Origin of the sequence: Spirosoma panaciterrae DSM 21099 (assembly GCF_000374025.1) — a bacterium.
Classification (GTDB): domain Bacteria; phylum Bacteroidota; class Bacteroidia; order Cytophagales; family Spirosomataceae; genus Spirosoma; species Spirosoma panaciterrae.
On record NZ_KB893176.1, the window covers coordinates 29,940 to 44,706 of the forward strand.

At 49.1% G+C, this 14,767-nt stretch carries 10 protein-coding genes; 3 read left to right on the forward strand and 7 right to left on the reverse strand.

Annotated elements, in window-relative coordinates; genetic code table 11:
- Positions 1-14: 14 nt before the first annotated feature.
- From B153_RS0107665 to B153_RS0107690, 6 genes are all read right to left on the reverse strand, one after another.
- A complete protein-coding gene (locus B153_RS0107665; protein WP_157634603.1) occupies positions 15-644 on the reverse strand; it encodes a NanQ anomerase/TabA/YiaL family protein in 630 nt (209 codons plus the stop codon).
- Positions 645-752: 108 nt separating this feature from the next.
- A complete protein-coding gene (locus B153_RS0107670) occupies positions 753-1,961 on the reverse strand; it encodes a YncE family protein (RefSeq protein WP_020596111.1) in 1,209 nt (402 codons plus the stop codon).
- A gap of 119 nt (positions 1,962-2,080) precedes the next feature.
- Complete coding sequence (locus B153_RS0107675; RefSeq protein WP_020596112.1) at positions 2,081-3,523, reverse strand: RagB/SusD family nutrient uptake outer membrane protein; 1,443 nt, start codon at positions 3,521-3,523, stop codon at positions 2,081-2,083.
- Positions 3,524-3,537: 14 nt separating this feature from the next.
- Positions 3,538-7,062 (reverse strand): SusC/RagA family TonB-linked outer membrane protein, encoded by a 3,525-nt coding sequence (locus B153_RS0107680; protein ID WP_020596113.1) that lies wholly within the window; start codon positions 7,060-7,062, stop codon positions 3,538-3,540.
- A gap of 264 nt (positions 7,063-7,326) precedes the next feature.
- Positions 7,327-9,498 carry a hypothetical protein gene (locus B153_RS0107685; protein ID WP_020596114.1) on the reverse strand — a complete coding sequence of 724 codons (2,172 nt, stop codon included), beginning with the start codon at positions 9,496-9,498 and terminating at the stop codon, positions 7,327-7,329.
- Positions 9,499-9,505: 7 nt separating this feature from the next.
- Positions 9,506-10,303, reverse strand: a complete 798-nt coding sequence (locus B153_RS0107690; protein ID WP_020596115.1) for a polysaccharide deacetylase family protein — start codon at positions 10,301-10,303, stop codon at positions 9,506-9,508.
- A 269-nt stretch (positions 10,304-10,572) separates the two neighbouring features.
- Between B153_RS0107690 and B153_RS0107695 the strand changes: the two genes are divergently transcribed.
- Positions 10,573-12,198, forward strand: coding sequence for a beta strand repeat-containing protein (locus B153_RS0107695; RefSeq protein WP_020596116.1), 1,626 nt, complete (start codon positions 10,573-10,575; stop codon positions 12,196-12,198).
- Positions 12,199-12,241: 43 nt separating this feature from the next.
- Here the strand turns inward: B153_RS0107695 and B153_RS0107700 are convergent, their stop codons facing one another.
- Positions 12,242-12,883 carry a hypothetical protein gene (locus tag B153_RS0107700; RefSeq protein ID WP_020596117.1) on the reverse strand — a complete coding sequence of 214 codons (642 nt, stop codon included), beginning with the start codon at positions 12,881-12,883 and terminating at the stop codon, positions 12,242-12,244.
- Positions 12,884-13,179: 296 nt separating this feature from the next.
- Here B153_RS0107700 and B153_RS0107705 point away from each other — a divergent pair, with 296 nt between their 5' ends.
- Together B153_RS0107705 and B153_RS0107710 are read left to right on the forward strand one after the other, a co-directional pair.
- Complete coding sequence (locus B153_RS0107705; RefSeq protein WP_020596118.1) at positions 13,180-14,142, forward strand: hypothetical protein; 963 nt, start codon at positions 13,180-13,182, stop codon at positions 14,140-14,142.
- A gap of 51 nt (positions 14,143-14,193) precedes the next feature.
- A complete protein-coding gene (locus B153_RS0107710) occupies positions 14,194-14,703 on the forward strand; it encodes a hypothetical protein (protein ID WP_020596119.1) in 510 nt (169 codons plus the stop codon).
- The last annotated feature ends 64 nt before the right edge of the window (positions 14,704-14,767 follow it).

Genomic DNA, 14,767 nt, shown 5'->3' on the forward strand with positions numbered 1-14,767 from the left:
GGAGCAGAGCACGCTTACGGAATCGTCCGAACCTTGACTACTACTTTTTTGACTCCGTCGTAGCCTTCTACTTTATTGGCGGGGTTGTGGGCTTCTTTGGGCGTAACGATGTAGAAAATGCCCGGTTCGGCTACGTAGAATTTCCCCTGATCGGTGGTATAAAACATAATGTCTTTAGTCGGGCTGTATGCCTCGACCAGATTCGATTTTACTTTCTCGACCGGGATGATGCCGATTTGCTCTTTGCCCTTTACCACAAAATGAATGTCGCTGTAGTTCTGGTGGGCTTCAAACTTGTCGTTGGAGATTTCGCGGGGTGGGCCTTCTGAAATGGTCGCATAGACCGCTTCATCGTCGATGGGGTATTTGCCGGGACGCAGCCGGGTGAAATCGGTATTTTTCAGAAACGCAAAGGCTTTGTCCCAGGCCGCTTTATTGCCATGGTACTGCCGGGCAAACTCTTCCTTATTGATTACCTCGGCGGGTTTAGCGGGCAGCCCACCCAGCCAGTCCATTTTGGCAAACCACTGGTCGGCCTTTTTCCCCGTCCAGCTTTCGGCCGACTGGGCGCGTACCGAAACACTCATCAACAAGACCATAGCGACCAATAAGGCCAACGAGCGGTTAACATCCATTTTTCTCATCACGGAGTGATTAAAGGGTTTACGGGATTCTATTTACGGTTTTTGATTCAGGTATCCCAGTGTCTGTGAGGACATAGACACTGGGATACCTGAATCAAAAACTGAGACCTAGTTCTTGGTCACCTTTTTCACCTGACCAAGACCGAACTGGTCACCGGCGGCAACAGGCTTACCTCCACTAAAGTGAATTTCAACCATTTTCTCACTTTGTACATCGTTATGATCCTGATCTTCCAGATTCGCCACGATTTTCCGCGTTTTTACGTCAATAACCTCACCCGTTGCCGGATACGCATATTTGCCATCCAGACTAAACGTAATCCAGCCGGGCATGTCTTTTAGCGCTATGGTTGTTTTCTGCACAGGCGGCATTACCGTGTTGTCGAATATGTGCAACCGATAGTTATGCCCATCGCACAACCAAAGCTCCTTCTCGTCGGGGGTTAAGCCAATGCCGTGGCTGGGGCAACCATGCCGTTTTACTTCACCCATATTCCAGCCTTCGACCACGACCCGATGCAGGAATTTGCCTGTCACTAAATCGGCCACCTCGAAACCCAGTAATCCGTTGACGTTCACGTACACGAGCGTCTGCGAACCATTGACCGTGAAGGGACGAATATCGGCACTGAATGGACCAACCTGCCGGGAAACGGTATGTGTTTTGGTATCGGCTACATTAAGCATAGTCGATTTCAAGCCTGCCAAATAAACCTCTTTCCCATCGGGGCCGTAAATCGTATTGTGCGAACCTGAGTTGGTAACAATTTTAGTGATCACATCACCAGTTTTAGCGTCAACAACGTTCCAGTGGGCTTTTTCGAGCGATGGTGCATAAATAATTTTGCCATCGGGCGATATCGAAATGCGGTCAACGCCACCTTCATATTCTTTTTCCCAGAGGGTTTTTTCGGTAACCAGGTCGATACACTGAATGGCTTCCAGCGTGCTGATATAAATACAATTGTAGGCCAGACTCACATCGACACCCTTCACATTGGATGGAACGCCTTTTTTCGACGAACCCGTGGGAGATGGCATGTCTTTTCTTAACAAACCACCGGGTATCTTGATGAACTTGACAAACTTATGATTATTGTCAATATCGAACACCTGAATACCATGCCCACCATAGCCGAGATAGTTCCGAATACCTGGTGTTGCCACGTAGAGCAGGCGCTGTACTTTCGGAGCGGGTTTCGTAGGTTTTGTGGGATTAGTGCCCAATTTATCTTTCGAAGCGGTGATCCAAGCGGTTGCCGATATAAAGAGTATACCGCACAAGAGGAGCGAAAAAACGGTTTTTGTCGTCTTCATACAAGAAAGGTTAAAAGGCTAATTTGGTTATAGATAAATGATGAACCTGTTTACGGTTTCCTGAAAATCCTTTTTGTCATTCCTCACCGTAGTCTGTGAGGAATGACAAAAAGCAAACGTTAATCATAGCCCGGATTCTGTGGGAAAATCGTACGGTCGTTAATCAGTTGAATTTGTGCCAGGGGTATCGGGAATACGATATTACGCGCTTTCATTCCGTACTTCTCCATGACTTTAAGCGCCTGACCTGTTCTCACTAAATCAAACCAGCGATGTCCTTCAAAGGCCAGCTCCCGACGGCGTTCCAGCACAATCTGATCGCGCAGGTCCGTCTGCGTTATGCTGGTTGCCAGCGCATCGATACCCGCCCGCGTCCGAACCTGATTCAAATAAGGCAGTGCCTGCGCGGTTTTACCGTTTTCGTTTAATGCTTCGGCATACATCAGCAACACATCGGCGTAGCGGATCACTTTCCAATTGGCCGGGCTATCGTTGGCCGTACTGATTTTAACAATGTATTTGCGGGTATAGGCCGACATATTGTTCGACGAAACCAGAAGCGGAATAAACTTACCTGTTGCATCGGTATACCCCCGGCTGGCGGTTATATCTTTCCGTTTGTCTTTAGCTTCGAACAGATCGAACAGCACCTGGTTGGGCGTATTCTGATCATCGACCGAACCGGCAATGCCATAGAACGCGATCATCGACGTCACCTTGGGTGTAAATCGGTTGGTGTAAATACTGCCTTCGCCCCCTAAACCCTGTTCATACTCAATGTCGAAAATGTACTCGCTGTGGTGCTCGTTCTTGTTGTAATCCCACAGGTCGGCCCAGTTGGGCAGCAGAGAATAGCCCATCGTGGTCACCTCCTGAAGTTTGGCTTCCGCTTTGGTAAAATCTTTCCGGGTCAGGTATACTTTTCCCAACAACGCTCTGGCCGCTCCCTTCGTAGCCCGCCCTACTTCCGAACCGGCATAGCTGGCGGGTAGCTTACTTTCGGCATCGAGCAGGTCTTTGATAATGACCTCGTCGTATATTTTATCGACCTTCTCACGCGGAGTTTTGTACGATTCTTCGATGCTAAGGGTTTTGGTTACCATCGGCACATCGCCAAAAATCCGAACCAGGTCGAAATAAGCCAGCGCCCGCAGGAATTCCGCTTCGCCAATGTGCCGATTTTTGTTGGTGATCGATGCATCGGCCGTAGCAATGCGCTCCAGAATAGTGTTGGCCCGCGTAATGGCTTTGTAGTAATTCCGCCAGGTGGTTATTAGCAAAGGATCGTCGTTGGCCAGGGTAAAATTATCAATTGCGCCTGCGGTACCTTTCACCAGTTCGTCCCAAACATCGTCGCCCCGGATATCGCCAAAGTAGTACATGTTGGCGTACTGATCCTGATAGATTCCGTAGACACCAATAATCGCATCCTGGTAGTCTTTGTCGGTTTTATACAGCACATCGACCGTGACGGTATCGACGGGCAGAATTTCGATAAAATCCTTTCGGCAAGCGGTCGTCAGCAACATGACCAGCGCCACCAGAGAAATTGTCTTTTTCATTGGAAAAGAAAGGGTTAAAAACCAATGTTGATGCCGAACAGAATACTTTTTGCCGTTGGGTAGTCGTACCGCTCGTTACCAGGGGTAAGCGGGCTATCGGTCCGGCTCACATCGGGGTTAAAGCCAATGAACTTCGTGAACAGGAAGGGATTGTTGGCCGTTACCGACAGGCGTACCGAACTGAGCTTCGCCTTTTTCGCGATCAGTTCAGGGAGTGTATAGCCCAACACGATGTTGTTGATCCGAAGGTAGGAGCCATCGTCGAGCCAGCGCTGGCTGTAGGTACCTCTGAAGTTGCCGGTAGGCACATCGTTGGGCCGTACCGAATACCCGTCGCCGGGGTCCGATTCCGACTTCCAGTAGTTGTTCATGAAGGCATACTGCCGGAACCGGGCCCGGTCGTTGGCCAGTTGTTCCCGCGATAAGGCCAACACACTATTGCCCTGTACCCCCTGCAAACTGACGCTCAGGCTCAGGTTTTTATACGAGAAGCTGTTGGTCATGCCGTAGTAAAAATCGGGGTAAGGTGAGCCCATGATGGTTTTATCGAAGCTATTGATGATCCCATCTGGCACGCCATTGGGTCCACTGACATCCACAAACCGGACATCACCCACCCGCGACGCATCACGTCCACCGGGGTTCCAGATTGGCCCTTTGTCCAGCTCGGCTTTGGTCTTGAAAATCCCATCGGTCAGCCAGCCATAAAACATCCCGATCGGCTGCCCAATCATGGTAATATTTCCGCCCTGGCTCGCAATGATCGGGTCGCCGGAGGGTCCCAGGCGCGTCACTTTGTTCTTGTACATCGAGAAATTCAGGGCCGTCTGCCATTTGAAAGCGCCCTGCGTATTCACCGTGTTCAGGGTAATTTCCCAACCCGTGTTCTGCACTTCGCCAATGTTCTGGAGCGCGGTATTGAAGCCCGTAATGTCGGGGATGTTTACGTTCAGGAGCAGGTCGGTGTTTTTCGACCGGAAGTGATCCAGGGTCAGCGCCAGCCGATTATTGAGGAAACTAACGTCGACACCCACGTTGATCTGCTGCTGGGTTTCCCAGGTCAGGTTTGGGTTCGCCAAGCGACCGGGTGAGTAGCCACCTACGCCCGTTCCGCCCAGCACGTACTTTTCGTAATTGATCGTAGCCAGGTGATCGTAGTTACCGATGTTGTTGTTCCCGGTTTTGCCGTAGCTGGTCCGCAGTTTCAATTCGTTGATGGCTCGAATATCCTTCATGAAAGCCTCGTCCGAAATCCGCCAGGCCAGCGCTACCGATGGGAAAACACCATACTTGTTTTGTGACCCAAAGCGCGAGGAGCCATCCGTCCGCAACGAAGCTGTTGCGTAGTACTTGCTGTTATAGTTATAATTGATCCGGCCTAAATACGACAGCAAAGACCATTCCGCTACGTTCGACGAACCACCCGTCAGGATACCACTCACGGCACTCAGCGTAGGCACCAGGTTGTTGGGATAGCGGTTGCTGGTCAGCGTGTTGGATTCGAACGTTTCCTTTTGGGTCGTATAACCTAACAGACCCGTAAAGTTATGCTTGCCAACGCTCTTGGTATAATTCACGGTGGTTTCTGTAATCCAGTTGAGCCGCTGCGATGCATTGTCGGTACCACTGGCCAGCTCGTTCAGGAAAGCCGCCATCTGGGGTTTGAAGTAGCTCCCTTTGATGCTCATCAGGTTGATACCCAGCATCACATTCACCTTCAGGTTCGGCAGGATGGCGTATTCCATGAAGGTATTCCCCAGAAAGCCAATGCCTTTTTGCCGGGCCTTTATCTCATTGGCCAGCGCCAGTGGATTCTTGCTGGTCACCACTGCATCCAGTCCGTTGCCAAATGGATAATAGCTGCCATCCGGGTTGTATAACGACTGATAGGTTGGAATAACCAGCGCGTTATAGAGCGGATTGTTGGTAATATCCGAGTACGTCGCGACATCTTCAGCACCTACACCACCTACATTGAACTTATCGGTGTAGGATGGGTTCAGATTCACTTTCAACGTAAGCCGGGGGGCCAGTTTCGCATCGATATTGGCCCGAACCGAATACCGTTTGAAGTTGGTATTCAGAATGATCCCATCCTGATTGAAGTACTCACCACTAACGGCGTAGCGGATATTCTCGCTGCCGCCCGAAGCCGTTAGCTGATACTGCTGCTGAGGCCCTGTACGCAGAATAGCATCGAGTGGGTCTTCGTTCGTCGTGATCTTGCCCGACAGTACATCCAGAATGGTTTGCGGAACGGGCGCCTTCCACTTGAGCGGATCGCCTGATACATCGTTGCCTTCGTCCAGATTTCGGTTCCGAACGCCGTCGTAGTAGTGCTGCGCTTCTTCCAGACCCGATTGTAGTTTGGGCCGTTTGGCTATTTTCTGAAACCCGAATTGGTAACTGAAATTGATAGCCGCTTTGCCCGTCTTACCGCGCTTGGTATTGATAATCACAACCCCATTGGCACCCCGCGATCCGTAAATGGCCGTGGCCGATGCATCTTTCAACACGTCGATGGTTTCCACATCATTCGGGTTCAACGTCTGGATGCTGGAAATTGGGAAACCATCGACCACATAAAGTGGCCCGGCCCCCGCCGAAATACTACCGATACCCCGAATTCGAATTTGAGGTGCCGCACCCGGTTCGCCCGAAACAGGTTTTACCTGCACCCCGGCAATTTTCCCCATCAGGGCCTGGTCCACGCGGGGAACGGCCACTTCTTGAATCGATTTACTGCCGATTGAGGCCACCGAGCCGGTCAGGTCTTTTTTCTCGATAGATCCATACCCAATGACCACGATTTCGCTCAGGGTTTTGTTGTCAGTTTCCAGCGTAACATTCAGGCTGGTCCGGTTACCAACCACAACCTCCTGCGAAGCATAGCCGACAAAACTAAAAATCAGCGTAGACGAGGCATTGGGGACGTCGATTTTATACCGCCCGTCAACGTCGGTAGTGGTGCCTTTCTGCGTGCCTTTCAACAAAATACTGACCCCAGGTAAGCCCTCTCCTTTTTCATCAGACACCTTTCCCTGAACCGATATATCGGCCACGCGCACTTTTTCGGCGGTCACATCGGCCGAAGCGGCCAATAAGGGCAGTTGTGTGGTTGACTCCAACGTCTGGTTTATCTCGGTGATCGGGCCAGCAATCGGAAGTCGGGCACTGTTGGATTCACCCTTGCCCGACGATTCCTTCGCCGTAACCACGTAGCTACCGTTTCTGATCTTCTTATAGCGCAGGCCCAATGGTTTCAGAATCGTGCTCAGATTATCGTCGATTCGGGCGTTCAGGTTGACGGCATCGGCCGCAACGGTCAGCCCGTCTACATTACGGTCCATGTACAGGATGTCGGTAGTATAGTGATCCTGTAAGTTCTTCAATACATCTTTTAATCGCTTTGTTGAGGCTTTGGCATAGACCTCTTTCAGCTGAAGCTGTTCAGCTCGGGCCAGGGTTTGGGAAAAGCCAGGATGTAGTTCTCCCATCACTACTCCCAGAAGGAGTAGAATACGTACTGATTTTTCCATATGGTACAGGGTTTATGTAGTTTGTGCTGCTAGGTTATGGTAAGAGGCTTGTACGCTGCGACAAAAAACCAGGATCTGTTTGTGGAATAGCCAGACGAGCGAAGTCATAGGCCTACTGCCTTCGTCCGTCTTACAGGATAGACGATTCAGCCTATTAAAAACACTTAGTCGTTTTTTAATTATTTTTTTGAAAAATTGAATTATACCAGATTTCTTCTGAAAAGTCAGATAGCCTCACAGACCCTGAAGAAAACTGAAAACTGACTATTTTGAGGAGAATTGTGCCTGTTCAGCGATGGTGATGTCGTGGGCGACGTCGGGGCGGAGCTTTTCCCAGTGGAAGCGGAGTTGATTATTTTCGGCCCAGGTGTGGCCTTTTTGCTCGGTCAGATGCACCAAAGGCATGTCGTTGTAGAGTGGACGCGTAATGGCTACCACCTCATCCCAATAGCGGAGGGCCGCTTTTAAGTGCTGAATAGCAGCCTGTTTCTGCGCTTCCTGCCCGGTGGTTCGATAGGTTTGTAAGGCTACCGCTCCTTTCAGTTTTTCGGCAAAATGCAGCCCCAGATTGGCCCAAACCTTCACATCCGCTACTTCATACAAAAGCGACCGATTCGATGTGGTATTGATCGATTTAACCAACTGTAAGGCTTTCTGGCAATCGGTTTCCAGATGTTGGGCCAATATGGGCGGGGTTACTTTTTCGGGACCGAATGTTGATCCCGTGTTTTTCACGTTTACATAATCTGCTACCGACACATAGTTTGGATCGAGGGTTGGCTGGGTAATCTGCTGATTGACGGAGATATAGGATACGTTTTTGGCTGCATCAAACGCCATCATGCCTTCGCTATAGAGCGAAAAATCCCAGGTAAAATCAAAGTCAGAGGCCAGCCGAAGCGGGGTCGACGAGGCCAGGGCATACGCGTCCAGCAACGGAGCCGCCGATGGACCATACCGCCGGACAAATTCGGCTTTGAAGAGAGCATCGGGCGTGGTGGGGTTATAGAGCAAACGTCCCCAGAGCTTGTAAAACAGCCACTGCCGTTCGAAGGCATACGTCCAGTCGACGGTGCCACCGGGAGTAGTAAAGTAATCTTTAGCCGGAATGTACGTCTCTGAGCCCAGGAAATAGCCGCCCACATAGGCTTGATTATTGGCCGCAATATGCGCCCGTACAAACGAAGGTACGCCCCAGCGCAGACAGAAAAAATCCTCATTTCGGGCCGTCCAGGTGATTTTGTAAGTCGTGGGCAATGGATTGAAATAGGTATCGTACAACTTCCCGCCATGTACTTTTATAAGTTTGGGCGTCGAGTGTGCGTGCGACCAGTTGTATTTCAGGTCCGCCCAGATTGGTCCCTCAATAAACGGCAACGCAGCCTCACTTTCGATCGACTTGCGGGTCAGTTTTTCGGTATCGACGCTCGTGATGCCCAGCGAACCCGTCGTGCTGGAAAACGGAATCCGGTGAATCAGTTTGGTTTTTCGTCCGGCCAGCCGCATACCTTCAATGATGGTTGCCTTCATCCAGTCTTCACGCTGCTGGGGCGTCATGCCGCCCATAGCCTCACCGAGCGTCAGGCCAAAACCCGTTAGTTCAGGGTACTCCTGCAACACCTGCGTAACGCACTCACGCGTGTACCGTTTGCCAATCGCCGACGTATCGCCATCGATAAAATGGTGGTGTTCCAGATTGTTGAGCTTTGGATTGACGTTGTACGCTTTCGAAAATTCAGGACTTGTAAAAATGTTGAAGGGAATCAGATAAGTATCGATAGCCCGCTCGTTGGCCATCCGAAAAATAGCGTGAAATAACGCTTGCCATTCGGCCAGTTGCTGATCGTTGAACGGAGTAGCCGCTGGAAAATTCCGTGGCCGGATCATGAACGTATACGGATGCAGATTCCAGAGACTCAGGGCGTTGAAGCGATTAGCAGCCATCATATCCAGAAACGCCTTCCAGTACAGGGTATCCCGGCAGGTGTCGTAATGCAAATCGAGCGCATAGCTGTGACGGTAGGTGTCCCAGGGCAGGTCAAACTTTATGGCCCGTAACGGCAAATGGGGTTTTTCGCTGCTGGCGGTGATTTTCGCTAACGGTGTCCCGTTCTGAATGGCCTCGACCAACGACAGACACCCATAGATCAACCCTCGCGCATCACCACCCGTAATCGCTAGCCGATTTCTCTGACGGTATACCCTATACGTTTCCGATCCCAACGCGCTATTGATGGGTTCAAGCCGAATCGTGTAGTCGGTATAGCCAGCCTTACCTTGTTGAACGGTGTATTTTTTTGCCAGGAGTGCTTTGGTAAGCTGACCCGCTGCATATCGGCTTTGTGCAGACGGTTCAGTCTGTTGAATGAATACCCGTTGAGCTACTGTTGTGAACGAACAGGCCAACAAAAGCAGAGGCAGGAGCTTACGAGTCATGACTACATTATTTTTGGCTTACCTGCTTACTTTTTACATACCACGCAACGTCGATAAACGGAGCCACCCAGATATCGCCCAGATTTTGCTTCAGATACCGTACGAGTTTATTATGTTCTGGCAAGGCCACATTCAACGAATGCCCTCCCCCCACACCATGAAACAGAAAAACCAGCAATGACCCGCTGGCCTGTGCCTTTTTGACCAGCTCGATCAACTGCTCGCCCGACTGCCCATTGATGGCATAGGAACCAACATCGGCCAGGTTGATTTCGGTAATCGGTTTCATTTCGCTGGTCGTTCCCCTGGCGGCTACAAAATCGGCTTCAGCGGTTTTGTAGTAATCCACATCGCCAATCTTGGTATCGCCACAGGGGTAGGCAAAGGTTCGGGCTTTCTGTCCGTCGAGGGTATTGAGCAGAACGTTGGTCATTTTCATTTCATCCGTCATCCGCTTTACGGTGTATTTGCTCAGATCATAATTGGGATTGACCCACTCCCGGCCCGGTCGATCGCCCGCACAGGGGTGAAACAGGGTGTGATTGGCCAGTTCATGCCCTTTATCGGAAGCGGTTTTCCAGCGGGTCAGGTTGTTGACAAACCCTGGGAAATACCCCGACAGATAGAACGTTCCTTTCAGACCCAGCGAATCCAACACCGGAATCACATTATCCAGATGAACCTGTAGGGCATCGTCGTAGGTCAGGACCACGGCACATTGTTTACCATTCCAGCCGCCCTTCTGCTGGGCCTTGGTAGTTGTGTACACAAACAGGCACAGACAGAGTAACGCTACTTTTTTCATGCGATTTGTCATTGATACTGAAGGGCAACGAACATTCGCTCGCTTATTTCATGAAGTCTGAAAGGGATAAGATTTACTGAGAGTACAGAAGATAAAGCGTCGTCAATCGAACGTACCATTGGCGAATATCAATCATCACACTTTGATCTCTGTGACTCTTTTAAAAAAATATCCTACAAAAAATAGACAAATTACATGTTTTTTCATCCTATAATTAGAGCAAATTTTACCGTTCATACCCTAACGATTTATTCGCACATATTGCCCCCATGAAAAATATCGTTTACCTATTCCTTGCCATTATAAGCCACACATTACTAGCACAAAATAATTACATTGCTACTTCTCCGGCTGTTAGCCAGCCAGGTCTGTTTAATGTAATAATAGGTATCGGTGCGGGAAACGGTAGCTTAAGCGGGCAAAGTAATGCCATCACAGGCTCTTATGCTGGCAACGCACTGACTTCAGGCACAGAAAATAGTTTTTTCGGTTCCAACGCAGGCAGAAATACTTCGGCAGGTAATTCTAACCTATTTATAGGTGCAAATACAGGTTATACTAATACCACTGGCAGCAATAATATATTTTTGGGCGAAAGTGCAGGTTTTTATAATACAACAGGATACAGCAATACATTCGTGGGTAAAACTGCGGGTAACTTTAACACATCAGGAAACAATAATGCTTTTATAGGCGTGAACGCCGGTTTCTGGAATACCTCAGGTATACAAAATTCCTACATGGGTTATCAGGCAGGCTTCAGTAGCTCTATCGGTTATGGTAATATATCCATAGGGGCGTTAGCTGGTTACTCTAATCAAACTGGACATAATATTGTAGCTATCGGCGATTCAGCAGGTTTCAGCAATAAAGCATCAGGGAATGTTTTTGTGGGTTCCAAAGTGGGGATGAATAATACCACTGGTGAAGCAAATACGTTTATAGGCTTTCATGCTGGATTTCTGAATACCACGGGGTTTTCCAACACCTTCATTGGCTTAAATGCAGGCTATCAAAACAGCATGGGAGCTGACAACACTTTTTTAGGGTTTGGAGCTGGCTTTCTAAATAGTACGGGTTGGCATAATACACTCCTTGGAGCCGCTGCCGGATCTAATAGTACGACTGGCGCATACAACACATTCATAGGGAGTAGTTCAGGCTATAACGTTACGACAGGTAGTAACAACAGCTTCATGGGTTATCAGGCAGGTTATAATGTTACCACAGGTAATAACAATATCATTATTGGCCCCACATCTGGCACAACTATCACCAATGGCAATGATAACGTACTGATGGGATATAACAGTCAGGCAGACGATGGCCTACAGAATGCTATTGCTATTGGTGCCAACAGTCGCGTTGCCAGTAGTAATTCATTGATCTTAGGCAATCAGGTAAATGTTGGTATCGGCACCTCCGCCCCAGCCACCCGGCTGGAAGTGGTCAGTGAGACGGTTGACGCCAGTGGGTTACGGCTAACGAACCTGACCAGCCAAAGCAAACCGGCATTGGCTACCGATCAGTTTTTGACCGTCAATGAAAAAGGAGATGTGGTCAAAGCTCGCTATCAGCTCCGTATCAATCATGCCAATGAATGGAGTGATAAGGTGTTTAGCCCATCGTACCGCCTACGTCCCTTATCTGTTGTTGCCGATTATGTTCAGCAACACGGTCATTTACCCAATGTTCCTTCGGCCCAACAAGTAGTTGATAATGGCGTTGACCTGGTTAAAATGAACGCTACCCTGCTGGAAAAAGTAGAGGAACTGACTCTTTATAGTATTCAGTTGGAGAAAACAAATCAGGAACAGCAACAGGAACTACAGACGCTGAAACAAAAGCAGGCAGCTCTGGAACAAAAACTGGATCAGCTACTGAAACAGAAGTGAGTCGACTGGCCTTCCCTACCGGGCAAGTTATGACGCTTGCCCTTTACCGCTTTTTAGCTGTTTTCGGTTTTGTTGACGAAGTAGTCGACATCATTTGCAGGGCCGAATAGGTACGCGGAACCAGTCGCCATTCGTGTTTCGACTTTTCATAGACAAACAGATTCGTTTCGGGCTGTAACACAACTAACTCCCCTTTCTTTTCATTGAGCGATACCAGCTCCACATCGGCGGGGATATTATACATCAGTTGGTAGACCTCCTGCATATTCTTGTACATGGATCGGTAAATCTCTGCCATTTTCTTCAGTTCCGGGCCGTCTTTTGAACCCGCTTTTACGCGCCAGCTTGCTTTCCAGACAATCCCAAGCGATTGATACGCGATTTGATTCGCAGTATATTCTTTTTTTATGGTCTGATAGGGCGCCCGCTCAAAATGCACCGCAAACCCAATCTTGTTGACACTCGCAAAAATCTGGTTGGCAAACGCCTGCCGGGTCGTTTCGAAAAGCGGAAATACACTGGAATGGAAGCAGTCGGCCAACATCGCCGTATCGTTGGTTTCCATGGCCCGAACATAATCGGTCAGGATCTCATCCATAGTCCGATTCGCTGTTTTCCGTTGGGCATGAACAGCCGAAACACCTAATAAACAAGTAACTAAAAGGGAAAGCAGTAAGGTTTTCATCGCTCAGATTTTGTTTTAGTGAACGATACAAAGTTGGCCGACAGCCCCGGCGGCAGAAATAGCAGAACCCCTATATTCGGCTTATAGGAATACCTACATTTCAGGGTATAGATGAATACCTGTATGCCAACATGGTCAGACTAACGACCTAACCCAGTCCACAAGCCGTCAACGATCCTACCAGGACCATAGGATAAGTAAACACAGGCTATTGTACGGCAAAAAATACAACCTATCGGCCCGAAATGCGTTGTATAAAGACACCTTGTCGCATGAAACCTTAATTCAGTAAAGCCATGGATAAGCGTCTTTTTCTCTCGTTAGCTGTTTTGGCTGGTTTACAAATGGGCTGTCAGTCTCGGGGCGATGAGCCCGTTCAGCCCGACCAGCAACTGGCCCTGGCAGCCACCCGGCAGTCGTCGGACCCACTCTTACCCGATTCAATCGCTACCTATCGACCCACCTTTGGTGCTGTCAATACGGTGCATCAGTTTCCATACAGCGTCACTAACCAACCCAATACGTCGCTCCGGTTAACCCGGGTACTTTACAACGGTCGACCCATTCGCAACTATGTGTACAATGATCAGGGGCGTTTGGCCGAACGAACCGATTATTATACCGATGGAACGCATATTTATAAAAAATTCACTTATAGCTATGAGACCGGAAAGCCCGCCAGGATTGTTGCGGAGATCAATAAGGAAGTCAATTCCTTGACGAGCTATCCACGTAACAACGATCTGCGGCCCAGCACCGTAACTACACTGGCGGATAGTGCTGGCTGGATTCAAAAAACGACCGCTATTGAGTTTCTCGACGGGTATCAGAAACCCGGCACAATCGTATCCCGGTTAGGATTCGACCCGGACGGTTTGCTAATCTGGGATGAGAAAACGGATCAGAAAGGCACTCTGAGTCAGTACACGCTGTACCGTCGCGACGACTCAGATCATGTGACCCTCCGCCGAACAGGGCTGCTCAACAACCGATGGGAAGCGGTTCGCTACAGCTATGACCAGAACCCGAACCCGTTCCGTACTACCGGCGATGTTCAACCGCTCGACTTTGGCGATTTGAATGGCCTTGATTTGTCCACAGCTAACAACACCGCTACGGCTTATTCAACTAATTCGGAAGGGGGGCGCATCCGTTGGCAGTACGATTACACCTATCGTTCAGACGGGTATCCGTCCCGCGTTGCTATCTATCGAGCTGAACGTCAGGTCAGTACAGTGGAATTTGTGTACAATCAGTAATTTGTCTATACTTCGTAAAAAAAGGTCGATTCGTTACAAACTCCACATTCAATGAGATTGCTTTTTGGCTGGCTGCTGCTTGTATCAGCTATACCTTCTGCCGCCCAGTTGGATACGGCTTTGCTCACTAAAAATCCGTCTTTTGAAAAAGCACTTCTTAAACAGATACGGTTGCCTGCCCAAGTTATTCGGCAGCGAAAGTCCGTCCGTATATACGTGGGGTTTACAGTAACTAAACAAGGGGATTGTCAACAGGCTTCTATCCTGAATAGCAAGCCTGTTGATCAATCATTGCATGAAGCAATCAATGGTGTATGGGCTCATCTACCCAATGTGAGCCCTCACTTTCAGGGGCGCTATGTGTTACCCATCGCTTTTGTGTATGGACGAGCAGGCACAGATGAAGAACAGCCCATCTCAAATCCAGATGACACAATACAGAGGCAAGACTCCTTTACACTATTACGGGAAATAAGGATGAATAGCTGGATTGTGTGTGAACTTAGGCATGATACTGAATTAAAACCTCTATTACCCAAAAGTCCCTTTGTCCGTAATTAAACGGTTCGATAAAGTGAACGGATCAATTACGGACAAAGGCCACTAGGCGAGCCCGACTAACTAC

Coding starts and splice junctions, on each gene's coding strand:
- B153_RS0107665 (WP_157634603.1), bottom strand. CDS start 644: ATGAGAAAAATGGATGTTAACCGCTCGTTGGCCTTATTGGTCGCTATG.
- B153_RS0107670 (WP_020596111.1), bottom strand. CDS start 1,961: ATGAAGACGACAAAAACCGTTTTTTCGCTCCTCTTGTGCGGTATACTC.
- B153_RS0107675 (WP_020596112.1), bottom strand. CDS start 3,523: ATGAAAAAGACAATTTCTCTGGTGGCGCTGGTCATGTTGCTGACGACC.
- B153_RS0107680 (WP_020596113.1), bottom strand. CDS start 7,062: ATGGAAAAATCAGTACGTATTCTACTCCTTCTGGGAGTAGTGATGGGA.
- B153_RS0107685 (WP_020596114.1), bottom strand. CDS start 9,498: ATGACTCGTAAGCTCCTGCCTCTGCTTTTGTTGGCCTGTTCGTTCACA.
- B153_RS0107690 (WP_020596115.1), bottom strand. CDS start 10,303: ATGAAAAAAGTAGCGTTACTCTGTCTGTGCCTGTTTGTGTACACAACT.
- B153_RS0107695 (WP_020596116.1), top strand. CDS start 10,573: ATGAAAAATATCGTTTACCTATTCCTTGCCATTATAAGCCACACATTA.
- B153_RS0107700 (WP_020596117.1), bottom strand. CDS start 12,883: ATGAAAACCTTACTGCTTTCCCTTTTAGTTACTTGTTTATTAGGTGTT.
- B153_RS0107705 (WP_020596118.1), top strand. CDS start 13,180: ATGGATAAGCGTCTTTTTCTCTCGTTAGCTGTTTTGGCTGGTTTACAA.
- B153_RS0107710 (WP_020596119.1), top strand. CDS start 14,194: ATGAGATTGCTTTTTGGCTGGCTGCTGCTTGTATCAGCTATACCTTCT.